Below are 18,195 nucleotides of genomic sequence, written 5' to 3'. Positions count from 1 at the left end.
GTGGGTTGGGCGGGCTATGGCGGGCCTGCGGGGGTGCACCGCGACTGCCGCCGCCATGACCGCCAACACGACTGTCGCCACCCCGACCCCGACCGCCGCCACGACCATCACCGCCGCCACGACCGCGATCGCCACGACAATGACCACCGCCGCCGTCACGCACCTCGACCGCCATCACGGCCACCGCTACGACACGGCCGCCATCACGACCACGGCCGCCGCCACGGCCATCGGGGTCACTTGCCGGTGAACTCCGGTTTGCGCTTGGCCACGAACGCCGCCACGCCTTCCCGGTGGTCCGCGCTGGCGCCCGCCTCCGCTTGCGTCCGGCCTTCGACAGCCAGGCCCTCGCCCAGCGTGCCCCCCGCCGACGCGAGCATCGCTTCCTTGATCTTCGCGTAGGCCGTCGTCGCGCCCGCCGCGAGCCTGCTCGCCAGGGCGTGGGTCGTCGACAGCAGTTCCGCCGCCGGGACCACCTGGTTGACCATGCCCACCCGCAGCGCCTCCGCGGCGTCCACGGGCTTGCCGAGCAGCATCATCTCCATGGCCCGGCCGTACCCGACGAGTCGCGGCAGGGTCCATGCCGCACCAGAGTCTGCCGTGAGGCCGATGCTGGCGAAGGCCATCAGGAACTTGGCGTTGTCCGCCGCGATCCGCAGGTCGCACGCGTAGCTGAACGACGCGCCCGCGCCGGCCGCCATGCCGTTGACCGCGGCGATGATCGGCTTCGGTAGCTCCGTGATCGCTGTCACAATCGGGTTGTAGTGCTCGGTCACCGTCGACAGCGGCGTTGGGTCGCCCGCCTCCAGCAGAGCCAAGTGCTCCTTGAGGTCCTGCCCCGCGCAGAACGCCTTGCCGGCCCCTGTCAGCACTACCGCGCGCACTGAGTCGTCCTGGCCCGCCTCGCGTAGGGCGGTGAGCAGCGCTTCCTTGAGTTCGACGGTCAGCGAGTTGTACGCGTCCGGGCGGTTCAAGGTGAGCGTGCGCACCCCGTCGAGGTCCACCGACTCCAGCACAGTCACGGGCTCCTACCTTCCAGCCGGTTACGCGGTCGACCTCTGCTTACCACCCCGGTTCAGGCAGTCGTCCAGGAACTCGGTCACCGCGGGCGCCAGTCGGGCCGTGTGCTCGTCGAAGAACGCCGCCGCTGCCGCACCCGGCCAGTCCGCGGGCAGCAGCTCGGTGGGCAGGCCAGGGTCGCGGAAGAGGAACTTGCGCCACGCGTGCAGCAGCCGTTGGGACGCGGCGAAGGCCTGGGCCGGGTCGGCTCCGTCCACAGCGGACACCACCGGCGTCCACTCGGCCACGAACCCGCGGTACTGGGCGCCCAGGCCGTCGAGGTCCCAGGCGCGCGCCGCCAGGTCCGCGTCGGAGCCGTCGTGGGCGCCGTGGAACACGCGGGCGGGCAGGTCCTCCAGCACGTCGGCCAGCTCCGGTGAGGGGCGCGGCGAGACCCAGGTCGCCACGCCCAGCGGTCCGTAGCCGAGCAGCCGGAGCGAGGAGGCGAGCCGGTCGCGGTCCCCCCGGGCCGGTACCCCCTCCAGCACCACCACGTGCCAGCGGTGGTCCCAAGTGGAGCTGCCGGTGCGGTAGATGCGGGCCGCGGCCTCGTCCAGGCGCCGCTCGGCGCGGCTGGTCAGCGCGTACCCGGCGCCCTCGGTCAGCCGGACCGGGGTGAGCCAGCCCTGGCGGACCATTCTGGACACCGCGGTCCGGATCGCGGGCGCGCCGAAGCCCAGTGGCTCCAGCAACCGGACCAGCGCGGCGATGGTGGCGGAGCCACCTCGACCGCGCAGGTAGCCGCCGAATACGTCGAAGAGGGCGGAACGGGCGCGCACGACGCCCGAGTCTGTCAGCCCGCGTGGGCCGCGCGCCACCTATCGTGGCCGGTCACCCGACACGCGATGATCGGTTCCGATTTCACCGCCGCGAGTCCGATAGGGGAGAATGACCGGGACCCGGTCGGTCCGCCGCGACGTGGACCGCCGCCGGGTGGGCAGGCTATGACGGAGGGAGCACGCTATGGCGGCCATGAAGCCCCGGACCGGTGACGGTCCCCTCGAAGTGACCAAGGAGGGCCGGGGCATCGTGATGCGCGTCCCGCTCGAGGGCGGCGGACGTCTGGTGGTCGAGATGACCCCGGAGGAGGCCAGCAACCTCGGCGACGCGCTCAAGTCCGCCGCGGGCTGACCCCCGCTCCCGTCCCGACCCCAGCCCCCGCTCGGAGGAACGCTTGTCCACGCCGGTGCCGACCCTGCCGACGACGCTGCCCGACGTGGAGGTGTCCGCCGGGGTTCGCGCCGGCGTGCCGCGCGCCGTGCTCAGCCGGGCCCCGGAAGGCGAGGGACCGCCACTGCTCGGTCCGGGTGGCGAGGACATCACCGCCGACTGGGTGGCCTCGGTGGCGCTGACCGGCGCCGCCGGTGAGGCCGTGTCCGGCCCGTTCCAGTCGACCGCGCGCTGGGTGGTCGGCATCGGCAAGGGCACGCCGGGGCACTGGCGCGACGCCGGGGCCGCGCTGGCCCGGGCGGTCAACGCGCGCCTGGCCGCCGAGCCCGACGCCGACCGGCGGGTGCAGGTGGAACTGCCGCCGGACGCCGAGGAGGCCGAGGTCGCCGGGTTCGCCCGCGGCCTGGCCCTGGGCGGCTACCGGTTCCGGGTGAGCAACGACGAGGTCAAGCCCGGCCTGCGCACGGCCCGGCTGGTGGTGTCCGAAGGGGACCGTCGCGAGCGGATCGAGACCGTGGTGCGGCGCGTGCTCGCGCTGGCCGCGGCCACCGCGTTCACCCGCGACCTGGCGAACACCCCGTCCAATGTCAAGGACCCGGCCTGGCTGGCGCGCACCGCGGCCAAGGTGGCGGGCAAGGTCACCGGCCTCACCGCGCACGTGCGCGACGAGCGCTGGCTGGCCCAGCACGGTTTCGGCGGCCTGTTGGCCGTGGGCGGCGGTTCGGCCCGCCCGCCGCGGCTGCTGCACCTCGACTACGCCCCCGCGGGTGCCGTCGGCCCGCACCTGGCCTTCGTCGGCAAGGGCATCACCTTCGACACCGGCGGCATCTCGATCAAGCCCAACGAGGGCATGCACCTGATGCGCACCGACATGGCCGGTGGCGCCGCCGTGATCGGCGCGGCGATCACGATCGCCCGCCTTGGCCTCCCGGTGCGGGTCACCGCGCTGGTGCCGTGCGCGGAGAACCACGTGTCCGGGTCGGCCTACCGCCCGGGCGACGTCGTCCGGCACTACGGCGGCACGACCACCGAGGTCACCAACACCGACGCCGAGGGCCGCATGGTGCTCGCCGACGGCCTCGCCTACGCCCGTGAGCTCGGCGCCGAGGTGCTGGTCGACGTGGCCACCCTCACCGGCGCCATGAAGATCTCGCTGGGCGTGCGCACCGGCGGCCTGTTCGCCAGCGACGACGCCCTCGCCGACCGCGTGCACGCGGCGGGCGACCAGGCGGGCGAGGCGTGGTGGCGGATGCCGCTGCTCGAGGAGTACGCGGGCGAGGTGGCGAGCGGGCTGGCCGACCTGCGGCAGTGCCCGCCCGGCCCCGGCGGGATCACCGCCGCGCTGTTCCTGCGCGAGTTCACCGACGGCCTGCCCTGGGCCCACCTGGACATCGCGGGCCCGGCCCGGGCCGACCGGAACTACGCCGACGTGGTCCCCGGGGCCACCGGGTTCGCCGCGCGCACGCTGGTGGAGCTGGCGGCCTCGTACGCGTCCTGACCCTGGTCGAAGACCCGGTCCAGGAACGCGTACTTCGCCACGAACACCGGCAGTCCGCTCAGGATGTATGTGACGTTGAGCACGAGCGTGCGGGTGGCGCGGTCGGTCAGCAGCGGGCCGATCAGCCAGTCCGCGCCCGTGGTCAGCAGCACGGACACGACGCCGCCCAGGACCGTCACCACCAGGTAGCCGACGACCTGCCTGCTCAGCCGGGGCATGCCGCGCTGGCCCCAGGCCCACCAGCGGATCATCACGAAGTGCGGCACGGCGCCGACGGCGAAGGCGATCGCGCTGGCGGTCATCGCGCCCAGCCCACCCCAGCCGTAGAGCGCGAAGAGGACGAGCTGGCTGATACCGGTGGCCACCAGGGAGGCCACCGTGTATCGGCTGAAGCGCGTCTTCACGCCAGAACGTCCGTGCACGTCACCACCGTAAGAGTCAGCCGCTGACTGTTCTCTCAGACAGTGTCGAGCGATACACCGCGACTGTCTGCTCCGCGACCGACGCCCACGAGAACTCGCGTTCCGCGCGTGCGCGGCCCGCGGCGCCCATCGCGGCTGCGCGCGCGGGGTCGGCCAACAGCTCGTTGATCGAATCGGCCAGACCGACCCGGAACGGCGAGGTGTCCGCCTCGTCGTAGTGCACCAAGAGCCCGGTCTCGCCGTGCGCGACCACCTCGGGGATCCCGCCGACGTCGGAGGCGACCACCGCGGTGCCGCAGGCCATCGCCTCCAGGTTCACGATGCCCAGCGGCTCGTAGACCGACGGGCAGACGAACACCGTGGCGTGGCTGAGGAACTGGCGCACCTCGGCGGGCTGGAGCATCTGCTGGATCCAGAACACGCCCTCGCGCGCGGCGGCCAGCTCGGCCACCGCGGCCCGGGTCTCCTCGGCGATCTCCGGGGTGTCCGGGGCGCCCGCGCACAGCACGACCTGGGCGGCCGGGTCGATGTGGTGGGCGGCGGCGACCAAGTGCCCGACGCCCTTCTGCCGGGTGATCCGGCCGACGAAGACCACCGCCGGGCGGTCCGGGTCGACGCCGTGCGCGCGCAGGGCGTCCACCTCGGACACCGGGTGGTAGGCGGCCGCGTCGATCCCGTTGCGCACGACGTGCACGCGCGCGGGGTCGAGTTCGGGGTAGCAGTCGAGCACGTCGCGGCGCATGCCCTCGCTCACCGCGATGATGGCGTCCGCGGCCAGGTAGGACGTTCGCTCGACCCACGAGGACAGCCGGTAGCCCCCGCCGAGCTGCTCGGCCTTCCACGGCCTGCGCGGCTCCAGCGAGTGCGCGGTGATCACGTGCGGGACGCCGTGCAGGACACCGGACAGGTGCCCGGCGAGGTTGGCGTACCAGGTGTGCGAGTGGACCAGGTCGACGTTGTCGGTGGCCGCCGCCATCGTCAGGTCGGCCGAGAGGGTGCGCAGCGCCGCGTTGGCGTGCTCCAGCCCGGCCGCCGGGTTGTGCGCGGTGGCGTCCGCGCGCGGACCGCCGAAGCAGTGCACGTCCACGTCGACGAGCTCGCGCAGCCGGGGGACTAGGAACCCGACGTGCACCCCCGCCCCGCCGTAGACCTCCGGTGGGTACTCCCGTGTCAACAATCCGATCCGCACCCCGACACGGTAGCCGCTGCCCGCTCGTCGTAACGCGATGCGGCGGGTGGGTGAACGGAACGGCAACGACCGACCACACGGAGCAGCACGTCTGGCAGGACTCTTGCGGGGACGGTTAGATTCAGGACGTGAAGGGCCAGCCGCGCGTACTCGGGATCGTCTTGGCCGGTGGCGAGGGAAAGCGGCTGTGGCCCCTGACCGCCGACCGCGCCAAGCCCGCCGTCCCGTTCGCGGGCAACTACCGCCTCGTCGACTTCGTGCTGTCGAACCTGGTGAACGCGGGCTTCCACCAGCTCTGCGTGCTCACCCAGTACAAGTCGCACTCGCTCGACCGGCACATCTCCACCACGTGGCGGCTGTCGAACGTGCTGGGCCAGTACGTCACGCCGGTGCCCGCGCAGCAGCGGCTCGGCCCGCGCTGGTACACCGGCAGCGCCGACGCGATCTACCAGTCGCTGAACCTGGTCTACGACGAGCAGCCCGACCACATCGCGGTCTTCGGCGCCGACCACGTCTACCGGATGGACCCGGGGCAGATGCTGGAGCAGCACATCGCCTCCGGCGCCGGGGTGACGGTGGCGGGCATCCGGGTGCCGCGGCTGGAGGCCAGGGCGTTCGGCTGCATCGACTCCGACGCCGGTGGCAAGATCACCCGCTTCCTGGAGAAGCCGGACAACCCGCCCTCGGTGCCCGACGACCCCGAGGTCACCTTCGCCTCGATGGGCAACTACATCTTCACCACCCGGGCCCTGGTGGAGGCGCTGCGCACCGACGCAGCCGACAAGGACTCCATGCACGACATGGGCGGCGACATCATCCCGATGCTGGTCGACCAGGGCACCGCGCACGTCTACGACTTCGACGACAACATCGTCCCCGGCGCCACCGAGCGCGATCGCGGCTACTGGCGCGACGTGGGGACCCTGGACGCCTACTACGACGCGCACATGGACCTGGTGTCGGTCCACCCGGTGTTCAACCTCTACAACCGCGAGTGGCCGATCCGCACCGCCACCCCGCCGCTGCCGCCCGCCAAGTTCGTCAACTCCGGCTCGGCGATGGAGTCGATCGTCGGTCCCGGCTCGATCATCTCCGGCGCCTCGGTCACCGACTCGGTGATCAGCTCGGACGTGCTGATCGAGGACGGCGCGATCGTCGACGGCAGCGTCCTGCTGCCCGGCTCGCGGGTCGGCAAGGGCGCGGTGGTGCGCAAGGCGATCCTGGACAAGAACGTGTTCGTGGCCGACGGCGTGCGCATCGGTGTCGACCCGGAGCTCGACCGCGCGCAGTACACGGTCAGCGCGTCCGGCGTGGTGGTCCTCGGGAAGGGCAAGCGCGCCGAGTAGGTCAGCGGGCAGGTCAGCCGATCTTGGCCGCGACCAGGAGCCCGTCGCCCAGCGGGAGCAGCAGCGGGACCAGCCGGTCGTCCTCGCGGACCGCCCGCACGACCTCGCGCAGCGCCAGGGTCTCGGCGTCGCGGCGGGCCGGGTTGGCGATGTTGCCCTGCCAGAGGATGTTGTCGAAGGCCATCACCCCGCCCGGGCGCAGCAGGCGGACCCCTTGCTCCTGGTAGGCCGGGTACTCGGTCTTGGCCGCGTCGACGAAGAGCAGGTCGTAGCCGCCGTCGGTGAGCCGGGGGAGAACGTCCAGCGCCCGGCCCATGATCAACCGGGTGCGGCCGGGGGCGACCCCGGCGGTCCGGAAGGTGCGCTTGGCGACGGCCTGGAGCTCCGGCTCGACGTCGATCGAGGTCAGGACACCGTCGGCGGCCATGCCGCGGAGCAGGTAGAGCCCGCTCACGCCGACCCCGGTGCCGATCTCCACGACCGCCTTGGCCCGCAGCGCGCCCGCCAGGAACCGCAGGGCCGCGCCGCCGCCGGGGCTGACCGGCGCGCAGCCCAGCTGCTCGCCCAGGGCCCGCGCCGCGACGAGGGTGTCGTCCTCGGCGAGGTGGCCCTCGACGTACTCGCTGAGCTCCGCCGAGCGTACGGCGGGCGATTCCGGTCCCACGGGAACGCAGATTAGCGGCGCGGGTGGCCAAAACGGGTGAACCTGCCCGGAAGGTCACCCGCGACGTTTTCTCAGGCTCGTCTCAGCTGGCTCTCACGGTCACCATAAGGGCGTAGGGCACCGTGGTGGTCACAGGCGGGGATGTGGCGAAAGTGGGGAACACCGTGGGCCAGGCGCGCGTTGAGCGGGTGAGTGGGCAGGACAGCCTTCAGGAGGTGCGTATCCCCGCCATGCAGAGCACCACCGAGGTGAAGCCGGTCGAACTGGCCGCCGCCGAGTGGACCGTGCCCAGCTGGGACGAGGTCGTCCGCGAACACGGCGACCGCGTCTACCGGCTCGCCTACCGCCTCGCGGGCAACGCCCACGACGCCGAGGACCTGACGCAGGAGACCTTCATCCGGGTCTTCCGGTCGCTGGCGTCCTACAAGCCCGGCACCTTCGAGGGCTGGCTGCACCGCATCACCACCAACCTGTTCCTGGACATGGTCCGCCGCCGCTCGCGGCTGCGCATGGAGGGCCTGCCCGACGACACCGACCGCATCGTCGGCGACGACCCGAGCCCGGAAGAGGTCTACGAGGAGACCCACCTGGACCCGGACCTGCAGGCCTCGCTGGACGAGCTGCCCCCGGAGTTCCGCGCCGCCGTCGTGCTCTGCGACGTCGAGGGCCTGTCCTACGAGGAGATCGGCGCGACCCTCGGCGTGAAGCTGGGTACTGTGCGCAGCAGGATCCACCGCGGCCGCCAGGCCCTGCGCGCAGGCCTCGAGCGCCGCCGCGCGCTCGCACAGGAGGCAGCGGTATGACCCGCGACAGCGACACCGTCGACGTGGAGGTCGGCTCATGACGTTCGAACGCGCCCTCGGGCTGCCCGAGCAGCACCTGCTGCCCGACGCCGTGGTCGCCTTCGTCGACGGCGAACTCACCCGCTCAGCCCACGACCGCGTCACCACCCACGTGGCCGGCTGCACGTGGTGCTCAGCCGAGATCACCGCCCAACGCCAGGCCAGCGCCGCAGTGCGCGCCGCAGACACCCCGTCCATGCCCGCGGGCCTGCTGGCCGGACTCCTGGCGATCCCCCAGGAAACCGAACTCCCGGCAACCCCGGACGGCCTCGCCATGACGGCCGACGGCCAACTGGTCGCGGTACAGCGCCCCGACCGAGTCCCGGCAGGCTTCGGCACCAGCGCACCGCTGGGCTCCTCCCCGAAGCTGGGCGAGGGCAGAACGGTGCTGGGCCGCAAGAACAGACGCGCCGCACAGGGCGCGGGAGTCGTGGTCTCAGGCTTGGTCCTGGGCGCCTTGGCCCTGGTCAACACCACCGGCGCAGGCCCAACCTCGGACGCCCCTGAAGTGACACCACCCTTGGTGGGTGGCGGAGTACAACCGGTCGGCTTCGTAGGCGCCACAGTGACGGCATCGCTGTCACCGAGCTTCGGCATGGTCGCAGCCAGGTAGCAACCGAGGACCAACCGAGGACCAGCAAAGGGTAAGAGCGCAGTCGCCCCAAAGCCATTTTCCAGCATTTGAGGACCAAAGCCACATGAGGCTTTGGTCCTCAAGTCTTTCAGCCCTTAGTCTCTAGACCGACCCCGCCAAACCGCAGCGGCACCGCCCCCGCTGACACCGCAGCGGATAGATCGACTCTACTGGCATCCAAAGCGAATCCCGTCCCCCAGCAGACCGCAGCGGTGAGGCCGACTCTGCTGGCACCCAAGCAAGTCCCGTCCCCCGGCAAACCGCACCGGTGAGGCCGACCCCGCTGGAAAGCAACGCCCGCTACGGATGCTCGATCTAGTGGACTCGCTTCGTGTGGGGGGAGAGTGCCGCTAAACTTGCCGTGGGTGGGGATGCCCTTACCTGCCCTTTTCTCTCCACCGCGGTGCTCTAGGGGCCCCGCACGAAGCGAGTTCACTAGATCGAGCCCCTTGTCTTTTCCTCGGGCAGCCCCAGCGATGAGCCGCCGAAGACGGTGGACCGTAGGTCGGTGTGCGGCACACCGTCCGAGCTGCCCGAGTAAAGCGGAGGCTCGATTGGCTGGACTGCCTTCGCGTGGGGCCCCTAGGCGACCGCGTGGGGAAAAAGCGTGGGGAGAAGGGCATCCCCACTACTGAGGCAAGTTTAGCGGTCGCCTCCCCCCACACGAAGGCAGTCCACCCAATCGAGCACTGGCGTAGCGGGTGTTGCGTACCAGCGGGCTCGGCTTTTAGGGATTGAAGGAAAAGGGCGAAGAAAAGGAGGGGCTTGATTTGGGCTGGGGCTGGGCGCTGGGTGGGAGGTGGGGAGGGCAGAGGCAGGGCAGTGCGGGGAAGAGCAAGGCGGGGAAGAGTAAGGCGGGGAAGAGCAAGGCGGAGAAGGGCGGGGCGGGGTGAGCCGGGGTGGGGTGGTTGATCGGTGGGCCGTGCTGGCCACTACCCCACCCGGATGAGCGCACGCGCACTTCACCGCTGGTTTGGCAGGGTGGAGGGTGATGAACCAGCAGAACTTCGACCCCGCTGAAGGTGCCCTGCGCAACGGGGTGGTGCCCGGGGGTGAGCAGCGGGTGGCGCCTCGGCCGTTGGAGCGGCCCGCGGTGGATCCGTCGGCTGCGGCCGCCTTTGGCAGGCCCGCTGGGGTGGACGGTGCCTTTTCGCCGTCTGCTGCCGCGCGTCCGGTGATCGGTGAGCTCCGGTCCGCCCCGCCTCCGCCTGAGGCGTTGAGCAGTGCGTTCGGGCGTGCGCCGGGGGACCGGACCGTCTTGCAGCGGCCGCCGGGGTCGAGTCCGGGTGGGGCTGATGGGGAGGACGCCCTCTGGACTGAGGAGTCCGATCCCTGGCGTGATCCGTCCGCTGGTGCGGTGATTGGTCCGCCTGCGGTGGAGCGGTCCGAGGACAAGGTGGAGCGGGCCGGTGCTGTTCAGTCCGGCAAGCTGCTGAGTCTGCCGGAGGTGCTCTTCGGGCGGCGTGTGAAGCCGGTGGCGCTGGTGGTCTTGGGGCTCGTGGCCCTGCTGGTCGGTGCCGCGGGTGGTGTGCTCGGGTGGTTCCTGGCCCGCGGTGGCGACAGCCTGAACAGCGAGGTGACCCTGGCCCAGGCCGAGCCGGGCAAGGAGCGGCCCGCCGGGTCGGTGTCGGACATCGCCAAGCGGGTGCGGCCCGCGGTGGTGTCGATCGAGGTCAAGCTCGAGCAGGGGGGTGGCACCGGGTCCGGGGTGGTGATCGACGGCTCCGGCTACATCGTCACCAACTGGCACGTGGTCACCCTGGAGGGTCGGGCCGATCAGTCGGCGAAGATCACCACGGTGTTCACCGACGGGACCCGGGCCGAGGCGCAGCTGGTCGGGACCGATCCGAAGACCGATCTCGCGGTGATCAAGGTCAAGGTGACCAACCCGACCGTGCTGCAGTTCGGCAACTCCGACGAGCTGCAGGTCGGTGATGCCGTGCTGGCCATCGGATCGCCGCTGGGGCTGGCCGACACGGTCACCCAGGGGATCGTGAGCGCGCTGCACCGGCCGGTGGTCGCCGGTGGGGACAACGGCGAGGCGCCGATCACCTACGACGCCATCCAGACCGACGCGGCGGTCAACCAGGGCAACTCCGGTGGCCCACTGGTCGACTCGACCGGGGCGCTGGTCGGGATCAACTCGGCCATCCGCAGCTCGGCGGGCAACACCGGCAGTGTCGGGCTCGGGTTCGCCATCCCGTCCAACGACGCCAAGCGGATCACCGAGGCGATCATCCGGGACGGCAAGGTCAAGCACGCCGACCTCGGGGCCAACGTCAAGTCGGTGTCCGCGGAGACCGCCGAGGGCGCCCAGGTTGTCAACGTGACCGACGGCGGTGCCGCGGCCAAGGCGGGGATCGCCGAGGGCGACGTCATCCGCAAGCTGGGCGACCGCCAGGTGCGCAACGCCGCTGAGCTGACCGTCGCGGTGCGCCAGCACCAGCCCGGTCAGGCCGTTCCGGTGGTGTTGGCCAGACAGGGACGTGAGCTGACCATTCAGGTAACCCTCCAGTCGGACTGACCGGCTACTCTGGTCTGCAGAGGCGTAGTTCGGAGGTATCGGGGTGTTCGAAAGTGTCGGCTGGGCCGAGATCCTCGTTCTCGGCGTCGCCGGATTGTTCATCCTGGGTCCCGAGCGGCTGCCCGCCGCGGCGGCCTGGGTGGGGCGCAGCATCCGCAAGGTGCGCGAGTACGCCACCGGAGCCCGCGACCAGCTGAAGAACGAGCTGGGCACCGACTTCGACGACCTGCGCAAACCACTGCAGGACCTGCAGCAGCTGCGCAGCTTCGACCCGAAGCAGCTGGTGGCCAAGCAGCTCTTCGGCGACGACGACAACGGCACCAAGCCCAACGGCTTCGCCGGCAGCAGGCCGTCGGTGCCGAACCCGATCCAGAGCCAGGCCACGCCGCCGCCGGTCAAGCCCGACCCGCCGAAGCTGGCCCCGGGCGAGCGTCCCCCGATCGACCCCGACGCCACCTGATCGACCGAACAACCGCGCCCCGTCCACCCAGTGGACGGGGCGCGATGTCGTTCCGCGGGTGTCCCACCGAGCAGACCGGACTGCGGTGGTGTCCGTGGCTGCCGCGCTGGAGAGTGCGCCGGTGGACGAGCAGGCACTCGGCGCCACAGCTGAGCGACGGTTTCCCGAGGGAGTCGGGTCTGCCGTGGCGGGCGTCGGCTCGGGGCTCTGGCCGATCCCGGTGACCCGGAACAGATCGTCGACAGGGTCCTGGGCAAGACCTGCCGTGTGCCCGGCACGCACACGGGCGGTCGACGACCCAGACGGTCCGTCAGCGGGTCGTTGACTGGTCCAGACCGGTGGTGGTCGGTGTGGCAGGCTCGCCCGCCACACCGATCGACGTCAGCGGCCCGCGGGGGAGACCGACAACATGCGGCCGGACAGGCCGCGGGCGCGGACCGACAGCTTGGTCGCGATGTCGATCAGCACCTTGGCCGCGGGCGCCTCCGGCTGGGAGATGACCAGCGGGTCGCCCGCGTCGCCGCCCTCGCGCAGGTGCGGGTCGAGCGGGACCTGGCCGAGCAGCGGCACCGCGGAGCCCACCGCGCGGGAGAGCGAGTCGGCTACCGCCTGGCCGCCGCCCGAGCCGAAGATGTCCATCCGGGTGCCGTCCGCGAGCTCCAGCCACGACATGTTCTCGATAACCCCGGCCACCCGCTGGCGGGTCTGCAGGGCGATCGCGCCCGCGCGCTCGGCGACCTCGGCCGCCGCCTGCTGCGGGGTGGTGACCACCAGGATCTCCGCGTTCGGGATCAGCTGGGCCACCGAGATGGCGATGTCGCCGGTGCCCGGGGGCAGGTCGAGCAGCAGCACGTCCAGGTCGCCCCAGAACACGTCGGCGAGGAACTGCTGCAGCGCGCGGTGCAGCATCGGGCCGCGCCAGACCACCGGGGTGTTGCCCGGGGTGAACATGCCGATCGAGATGACCTTCACGCCGTTGGCCTCCGGCGGGAGCAGCATCTTCTCGATCTTGGTGGGCTTCTCGGCGGTGCCGAGCATCCGCGGGATCGAGTGCCCGTAGATGTCCGCGTCGACGATGCCGACCTTGATCCCGCGCGCGGCCATGGCCACGGCCAGGTTCACCGTGACGCTCGACTTGCCTACGCCGCCCTTGCCGGAGGCGACGCAGTACACCCGGGTGAGTGACCCCGGCTGGGCGAACGGGATCACCGGTTCCTCGGCGTCGCCGCGCAGCGACTTGCGCAGGGCGGTGCGCTGCTGGTCGTTCATCACGTCCAGCTCGACGGCCACCGAGCGCACGCCCGCGAGCGCGGACACCGCCGCGGTGACGTCCTTGGTGATCTTGTCGCGCAGCGGGCAGCCCGCCACGGTGAGGAAGATGGCGACCTCGACCCGGCCGTCCGGGTGCACGGTGATGTCCTTGACCATGCCGAGGTCGGTGATCGGGCGGTGGATCTCCGGATCCTGGACGCCCGCGAGAGCCTTGCGCACGGTCTCGACGCCGGGAACCTGCTCGGTGGTGGTCACCCGTCCATGCTACGGGCGGGTAGCCGGCCGGTGGCGGCCGGATGGCACGCGCCACAGCGGATGTCAAGGGCGCTGTGCGGTGCTCCACCCGCATTCCGTAACATCGTCACCCTGTTTGGGCTAGAGGAGGATCTCGTGACCGTGCCGGACCAGTCCGCCCGGCCCACCCGAGAAGAACTGCACGCGTGGCGCACGTTCCTGCGGGCGCACGCGCACATCACCCGCTCGCTGGAGACCGAGCTGGTCGCCGAGCAGCGGCTCTCCCTCGGTGGGTACGACGTGCTCGTCCAACTCGCGGAAGCCCCGGACCGCAAATTGCGGATGGCAGAACTCGCCGACGCGGTCCTGCTCTCGCGCTCCGGCGTCACCCGCCTGGTGGACCGCCTGGAACGGGCGGGCATGGTCGCCAGGGAACGCGTCGCGGGCGATGGCCGCGGCGTGGTGGCCACCCTCACCGAACAGGGCCTGGACGTCCTGCGCACGGCATCGGTCACCCACCTGGCGGGCGTGGTCCGGCACTTCGTGGCCCGACTCGACCGCGACCAGTTGCGCTACCTGGGCGATTTGTGCGCTCGACTGGTCGACTGAACCGGCCAGAACGTGAAATGGGCTTCGCCGATGGTCTCGTGCATTCGGACTAGTCACCGGTTTAGCTTCCATTTCTGAGGGTAACTATCTAGGCCGTACATTTTCGCAGGTCATTTCGGTGCCCTAAATGGGACCGTCGCAGTGCCTTCTAGCTGGCGTTTCCCGCAGTGTGGGAGCTTTGCTCTTTCGAGCGAACCGTCACCCATTCGGCTGACGAATACTGGGTGTCGACTTCCTTGGAGGAGGTGATGCCATGAAGTCGAATACTCTGGAAATGTCATTGCGAAGCGCTGTCGGTCAGACACTGCGGCGGATCGCGATGATCAGTGGAACCCTTTTCGGATTTCTGTTCCTCGCGGTGCTGTGGTCGTCGGAGGCGAGTGCCGACACCCGGCCCGCGCCACCGCCGGGACTGCTCGACTTGACCGGGCAGGTGGCCGACCTCGGACCCGGGGTGATCAAGCCCTTGGCCCAGTCGGTGGTGGGCGCCACGCCCGCACCCCGACCGACCGAGCAGTCGCCGAAGCCCGCCAAGCCGAGTGCGACCCAGGTGGTGGCCTCGGCCGCCAACCAGCCGGTGCGGCCTGCGACGTCTGGTTCGGCGTTGGCTGGTTCAGCCCCGTCGGGCGCGTCGCAGCGGGTCGTGAACGCCGGGCTGGTCGCGCCGCTGGTGCGATCGGTCGAGCCGGTGGTCCGATCGGTCGAGTCGGTTGGCATTGAGTCGGTTGGCACAGCAGCGGTCCCGGTGGTGCGATCCGCTGAGTCGGCGGTCGCACCTGTGGTCCGGCCCGTGTCCGGGGTGGTCGAAGGTGCAGCCGCTCCGGTGGTTCGGAGTGTTGTGCCTGCGCTTGTGCGGCCGGTGTCTCGATTGGTCGCTGAGCCGGTCGCGGTGGTGGCGGGCGTTGTCGAGCCCGCCGTGCGACCGGTCGCCGGGCTGGTGTCCGTCGCGGATCCGCTGGTCGGTGCCGTGACTGGGCTGGTTGGCCACTCCGTGCTGGAGCCGGTGCTGAGCACCGTGGTCCAGCCCGTGGTCAGTTCCGTCGTCGAGCCGGTGGTGGGCGCAGTGGTCCAGCCGGTGGTTGACGCGGTGGTCGAGCCGGTGCTCGGTGATGTTGTCGAGCCCGTGTTGGGTGCCGCGATCATGCCCGTGGTCGGCACCGTTGTGGTGCCGGTGGTGGGCTCGGTGGCCGAGCCCGTAGTGGGTTCGTCCGCTCCGGCGGGGCGCGTGCTCGTGCCGCCTGTGGTCTCGGCTGAGGCCGGTGCCGCTGTTCAGCACCCCGTGTCCCCGCCCCGTGCCGTGCCGGTTGAGCGCGTCTCAACGGCCGCGGCGTGGGTGAGCACGACTCGTTGGTCCACATCGGACGCCCGTTGGTCGGTTCCGGCCCCTGGGGCCGGGTTCACCAGCCCGCCGGGGAGTCCGCTCCCCGGTGGTGCGCCGGGCGCTCCGTTCGCTGTCTCAGGTGGGATGTCGTCGGCCGCTGGTTCAGGGTCGAACGGTCCCGTGAACGCGGTGACCGCCATGTCGTCGGTGGTACCGCGACCCCACCAGAGCTTGCGCGCCCCGCCGGGGCCGCGGGCCGAGGGTGCCTGGTTCGACCCGTACGGGTTGAACCACCCGAGTTGATCGTCCTGCCAGTTTCGAGAGCTCGTGAAACCTCAAACCTGGTAAGGAAAGGAACGCCATGCACAGGTATGTGCGACGCGGTCTCATGACCGCCGTGATGTCGGGTGGGTTCGTCCTGCTCGGCACCGCGATGGCCTCGGCCGACACCGCCGCGACACCGCTCCCGGTGGTCGGCGGCCTGATCAACTCGGTGCACGACACCGCCACCGCCGCGACCGGTGGGTCCGGCGGCGACTCCGGTGCGGGTGGCAACGCCACCAGCACCAACACCGCGCGCTCCGGTGACTCCGGCGCGTCGGGCAACTCCGGTTCGACCGGCGGCAACAAGGCAGGCGCGGTGTGCGTGCTGTCGAACTGCTCGACGTCCGCGTCGTCCGGGAACTCGGGTAACACCGGTTCAACCGGTAACACCGGCGACGCCACCGTCCACAGCACCACGGGCGGCGGCAAGTCCGGCAACGGTGGTGCGGGCGGCAACGCCAACACCGCCACCCGCGGTGGCAATTCCTCGTCGACAGCGGGCAACGGCGGCACCTCGGGCAGCGGTGGCAACGCCACCAGCTCGAACGGCGCCACGTCCGGCCGCTCGGGCAACTCCGGCAACTCGGGGTCGACCGGCGGAAACTCGGCGGGCTCGCTGTGCGTGCTGTCGAACTGCTCGACCTCGGCGACGTCCGGGAACTCGGGCAACACCGGTTCAACCGGTGACACCGGCAACGCGGTGATCGGCAGCACCACCACCGGCGGCAACTCGGGCAACGGCGGCGCGGGCGGCAACGCCCAGGCCGCCAACTCGGGCCACTCGCGGTCCACCGGCACCTCGTCGGCGACCGCGGGCAACGGCGGCAACTCGGGTGCCGGTGGCAACGCCACCAGCTCGAACGGCGCCACCACGGGGAACTCGGGCAACTCCGGGAATTCCGGCGCCGCCGGCGGGAACTCGGCGTACAGCGTGAATGTGGGCGGCCAGCGCTTCGGCTGGTCGCACCGCGATGGTGGTTCGGTCACCACCGTGGGGTCGGGCAACTCGGGTGACACCGGTTCTACCGGTAATACCGGGGACGCCACTGTCCACAGCACCACCGTGGGCGGCAACTCCGGCAACGGCGGGGTCGGCGGCAACGCCACTTCGACCGCGACCGGGTCCGACCACCGCCGATCTGGCGGTGACTCGTCCTCGACGGCCACTGCCGGCAATGGCGGCAACTCGGGTGCGGGTGGCAACGCCTCCAGCTCGAACGGCGCCACCACGGGGAACTCGGGCAACTCCGGGAACTCCGGCACCACCGGCGGGAACTCCGCGGTGAACCTGGGCGGGCGCGAGTCCGGTCGGTCGCACCGCGACGCTGGTTCGACCACCAAGGTCGGTTCGGGCAACTCCGGCGACACCGGTTCATCCGGTAACACCGGCGACGCCGTGATCATCAGCGACACCCGTGGCGGCAACTCCGGCAATGGTGGTGCGGGCGGCAACGCGCACGCCACCACGGCGGGCACCTCGGGCCACGGTCGTTCGAACGGCGACTCGTCGTCGACCGCGACCGCGGGCAACGGCGGCAACTCGGGCCCCGGCGGCAACGCCACCAGCTCGAACAACGCCACCACCGGGAACTCGGGCAACTCCGGGAACTCCGGCTCGACCGGTGGCAATGCCGCATACACCGGCACCGTCGGTGGCCGCGGTTGGCACCGCGACGGTGGTTCGACCACCAAGGTCGGTTCCGGCAACTCGGGTGACACCGGTTCTACCGGTAACACCGGGGACGCCACCGTTCACAGCACCACCGTGGGCGGCAACTCCGGCAACGGTGGTGCGGGCGGCAACGCGCACGCCACCAGTGCGCGGACGCACGAGTCGGGTCAGTGGGGTCGCCAGTCCGGTGACCACAAGCCGCGCTGGAACCACCGCACCGGTGGCCACCAGGGCGACTGGAACCACTCCGGTTGGAACCACCAGGGCACCTGGAACCACAACACCGGGTGGAACAACCAGGCCGGCTGGAAGCACGACTCCGGTTGGAAGCACAACGGCTGGAACCAGAACGGTTGGGGCCACGACAAGTGGCAGCACTCGGGTGACCGCACCGCGACCGCGAAGGCGGGCAACGGCGGCAACTCGGGCCCCGGCGGCAACGCCACCAGCACCAACACCGCGACCACCGGCAACTCCGGCGCCAGCGGGAACTCGGGTACGACCGGTGGCAACACCGGTGCGGCCTTCTTCCGCCAGCACGGTTCGACCACCTCGGTGACCTCGGGCCACTCCGGCGACACCGGTTCTACCGGTAACACCGGTGACGCGGGCATCTGGAGCCACACCACCGGTGGCAACAGCGGCTCGGGCGGCAACGGCGGCACCGCCGTCGCGACCGTCTGATCTAGACAGTCCACAAAGCACTGCGGGGGTTCCGGTTCCGGAGCCCCCGCAGTGCTTTCTTGTGCTGCGGGTTCGACGGTGCCTTCGACCCCCGCGTCTCGCACGGCGGCGATCACACGCCACCGACAGGAATGCCCGTCTTCGCCACCGCACCACCAGCCCGCCCGCAGGCGCTCGACCCAATGCTCGATCGGGCGGACCTGGTTTATCTGGGCGAAGAGGCGCCGAGCTGCCTGGCAAGTGGGTGGATCAACCGCCGCGCGCTGACCAG

General features: G+C 71.1%; 18 protein-coding genes. 11 read left to right on the top strand and 7 right to left on the bottom strand.

The genetic code is table 11. The features are described 5' to 3' along the window. Positions 1-250, top strand: a 250-nt coding sequence (locus tag QSK30_RS33760; protein ID WP_285509247.1) for a hypothetical protein, incomplete at its 5' end; no start/stop codon positions are given. Here the strand turns inward: QSK30_RS33760 and QSK30_RS33755 are convergent. Together QSK30_RS33755 and QSK30_RS33750 are read right to left on the bottom strand one after the other, a co-directional pair. Then, entirely contained in the window at positions 237-1,022 is a 786-nt protein-coding gene (locus tag QSK30_RS33755; protein ID WP_285509245.1) for an enoyl-CoA hydratase-related protein, read from the bottom strand. The genes QSK30_RS33760 and QSK30_RS33755 overlap by 14 nt on opposite strands. Before the next feature lie 21 nt (positions 1,023-1,043). Next, complete coding sequence (locus tag QSK30_RS33750) at positions 1,044-1,838, bottom strand: PaaX family transcriptional regulator (RefSeq protein WP_285509244.1); 795 nt, start codon at positions 1,836-1,838, stop codon at positions 1,044-1,046. A gap of 184 nt (positions 1,839-2,022) precedes the next feature. Here QSK30_RS33750 and QSK30_RS33745 point away from each other — a divergent pair, with 184 nt between their 5' ends. Beyond that, positions 2,023-2,190, top strand: a complete 168-nt coding sequence (locus tag QSK30_RS33745; protein WP_018684035.1) for a DUF3117 domain-containing protein — start codon at positions 2,023-2,025, stop codon at positions 2,188-2,190. Between the two features lie 43 nt (positions 2,191-2,233). After that, positions 2,234-3,727 (top strand): leucyl aminopeptidase, encoded by a 1,494-nt coding sequence (locus QSK30_RS33740; protein WP_285509241.1) that lies wholly within the window; start codon positions 2,234-2,236, stop codon positions 3,725-3,727. Here the strand turns inward: QSK30_RS33740 and QSK30_RS33735 are convergent. Continuing rightward, positions 3,649-4,149, bottom strand: a complete 501-nt coding sequence (locus QSK30_RS33735) for a GtrA family protein (protein ID WP_285509239.1) — start codon at positions 4,147-4,149, stop codon at positions 3,649-3,651. The two genes, QSK30_RS33740 and QSK30_RS33735, sit on opposite strands and share 79 nt — an antisense overlap. Positions 4,150-4,165: 16 nt before the next feature. Further along, a complete protein-coding gene (gene glgA / locus QSK30_RS33730) occupies positions 4,166-5,338 on the bottom strand; it encodes a glycogen synthase (RefSeq protein WP_285509237.1) in 1,173 nt (390 codons plus the stop codon). A 128-nt stretch (positions 5,339-5,466) separates the two neighbouring features. Here glgA and glgC point away from each other — a divergent pair, with 128 nt between their 5' ends. Further along, positions 5,467-6,684 (top strand): glucose-1-phosphate adenylyltransferase, encoded by a 1,218-nt coding sequence (glgC, locus tag QSK30_RS33725; protein WP_285509235.1) that lies wholly within the window; start codon positions 5,467-5,469, stop codon positions 6,682-6,684. Between the two features lie 13 nt (positions 6,685-6,697). Here the strand turns inward: glgC and QSK30_RS33720 are convergent, their stop codons facing one another. Then, complete coding sequence (locus tag QSK30_RS33720) at positions 6,698-7,348, bottom strand: O-methyltransferase (RefSeq protein WP_285509232.1); 651 nt, start codon at positions 7,346-7,348, stop codon at positions 6,698-6,700. 230 nt (positions 7,349-7,578) lie between these two features. Between QSK30_RS33720 and sigE the strand changes: the two genes are divergently transcribed. From sigE to tatB, 4 genes are all read left to right on the top strand, one after another. After that, the gene (gene sigE / locus QSK30_RS33715; RefSeq protein WP_285509265.1) at positions 7,579-8,151 is read left to right on the top strand and encodes an RNA polymerase sigma factor SigE; all 573 of its coding nucleotides are present in this window, start codon (positions 7,579-7,581) and stop codon (positions 8,149-8,151) included. A gap of 37 nt (positions 8,152-8,188) precedes the next feature. Next, a complete protein-coding gene (locus QSK30_RS33710; RefSeq protein WP_285509230.1) occupies positions 8,189-8,803 on the top strand; it encodes an anti-sigma factor family protein in 615 nt (204 codons plus the stop codon). Between the two features lie 1,012 nt (positions 8,804-9,815). Beyond that, positions 9,816-11,348, top strand: a complete 1,533-nt coding sequence (locus QSK30_RS33705) for a S1C family serine protease (protein WP_285509228.1) — start codon at positions 9,816-9,818, stop codon at positions 11,346-11,348. 43 nt (positions 11,349-11,391) lie between these two features. Next, positions 11,392-11,808 (top strand): Sec-independent protein translocase protein TatB, encoded by a 417-nt coding sequence (tatB, locus tag QSK30_RS33700; protein ID WP_285509227.1) that lies wholly within the window; start codon positions 11,392-11,394, stop codon positions 11,806-11,808. A gap of 381 nt (positions 11,809-12,189) precedes the next feature. Here tatB and QSK30_RS33695 read toward each other — a convergent pair whose 3' ends face one another. Then, positions 12,190-13,335: an Mrp/NBP35 family ATP-binding protein gene (locus QSK30_RS33695; protein ID WP_285509224.1), complete on the bottom strand. Its 1,146-nt coding sequence runs from the start codon at positions 13,333-13,335 to the stop codon at positions 12,190-12,192. A gap of 135 nt (positions 13,336-13,470) precedes the next feature. Between QSK30_RS33695 and QSK30_RS33690 the strand changes: the two genes are divergently transcribed. Next, positions 13,471-13,923 carry a MarR family winged helix-turn-helix transcriptional regulator gene (locus tag QSK30_RS33690; protein WP_285509222.1) on the top strand — a complete coding sequence of 151 codons (453 nt, stop codon included), beginning with the start codon at positions 13,471-13,473 and terminating at the stop codon, positions 13,921-13,923. A gap of 297 nt (positions 13,924-14,220) precedes the next feature. Here the strand turns inward: QSK30_RS33690 and QSK30_RS33685 are convergent, their stop codons facing one another. After that, entirely contained in the window at positions 14,221-14,640 is a 420-nt protein-coding gene (locus QSK30_RS33685; RefSeq protein WP_285509220.1) for a hypothetical protein, read from the bottom strand. A 151-nt stretch (positions 14,641-14,791) separates the two neighbouring features. Between QSK30_RS33685 and QSK30_RS33680 the strand changes: the two genes are divergently transcribed. Both QSK30_RS33680 and QSK30_RS33675 read left to right on the top strand, forming a co-directional pair. Next, positions 14,792-15,547 (top strand): hypothetical protein, encoded by a 756-nt coding sequence (locus QSK30_RS33680; RefSeq protein WP_285509218.1) that lies wholly within the window; start codon positions 14,792-14,794, stop codon positions 15,545-15,547. Positions 15,548-15,605: 58 nt separating this feature from the next. Next, complete coding sequence (locus tag QSK30_RS33675; RefSeq protein WP_285509216.1) at positions 15,606-17,924, top strand: beta strand repeat-containing protein; 2,319 nt, start codon at positions 15,606-15,608, stop codon at positions 17,922-17,924. The last annotated feature ends 271 nt before the right edge of the window (positions 17,925-18,195 follow it).

Source organism: Actinokineospora sp. NBRC 105648, from assembly GCF_030269645.1.
In the GTDB taxonomy this organism is placed as follows: Bacteria; Actinomycetota; Actinomycetes; order Mycobacteriales; family Pseudonocardiaceae; genus Actinokineospora.
Note: the sequence above shows the minus strand (reverse complement) of the source record. Positions and strands in the feature narration are given on the sequence as shown.

What these genes read in the sequence shown, in the direction of transcription:
- QSK30_RS33685 (WP_285509220.1), bottom strand. Translation starts at nt 14,640, where the DNA reads ATGCCAACCGACTCGACCGATCGGACCACCGGCTCGACCGATCGCACC.
- QSK30_RS33675 (WP_285509216.1), top strand. Translation starts at nt 15,606, where the DNA reads ATGCACAGGTATGTGCGACGCGGTCTCATGACCGCCGTGATGTCGGGT.
- sigE (WP_285509265.1), top strand. Translation starts at nt 7,579, where the DNA reads ATGCAGAGCACCACCGAGGTGAAGCCGGTCGAACTGGCCGCCGCCGAG.
- QSK30_RS33745 (WP_018684035.1), top strand. Translation starts at nt 2,023, where the DNA reads ATGGCGGCCATGAAGCCCCGGACCGGTGACGGTCCCCTCGAAGTGACC.
- QSK30_RS33710 (WP_285509230.1), top strand. Translation starts at nt 8,189, where the DNA reads ATGACGTTCGAACGCGCCCTCGGGCTGCCCGAGCAGCACCTGCTGCCC.
- QSK30_RS33705 (WP_285509228.1), top strand. Translation starts at nt 9,816, where the DNA reads ATGAACCAGCAGAACTTCGACCCCGCTGAAGGTGCCCTGCGCAACGGG.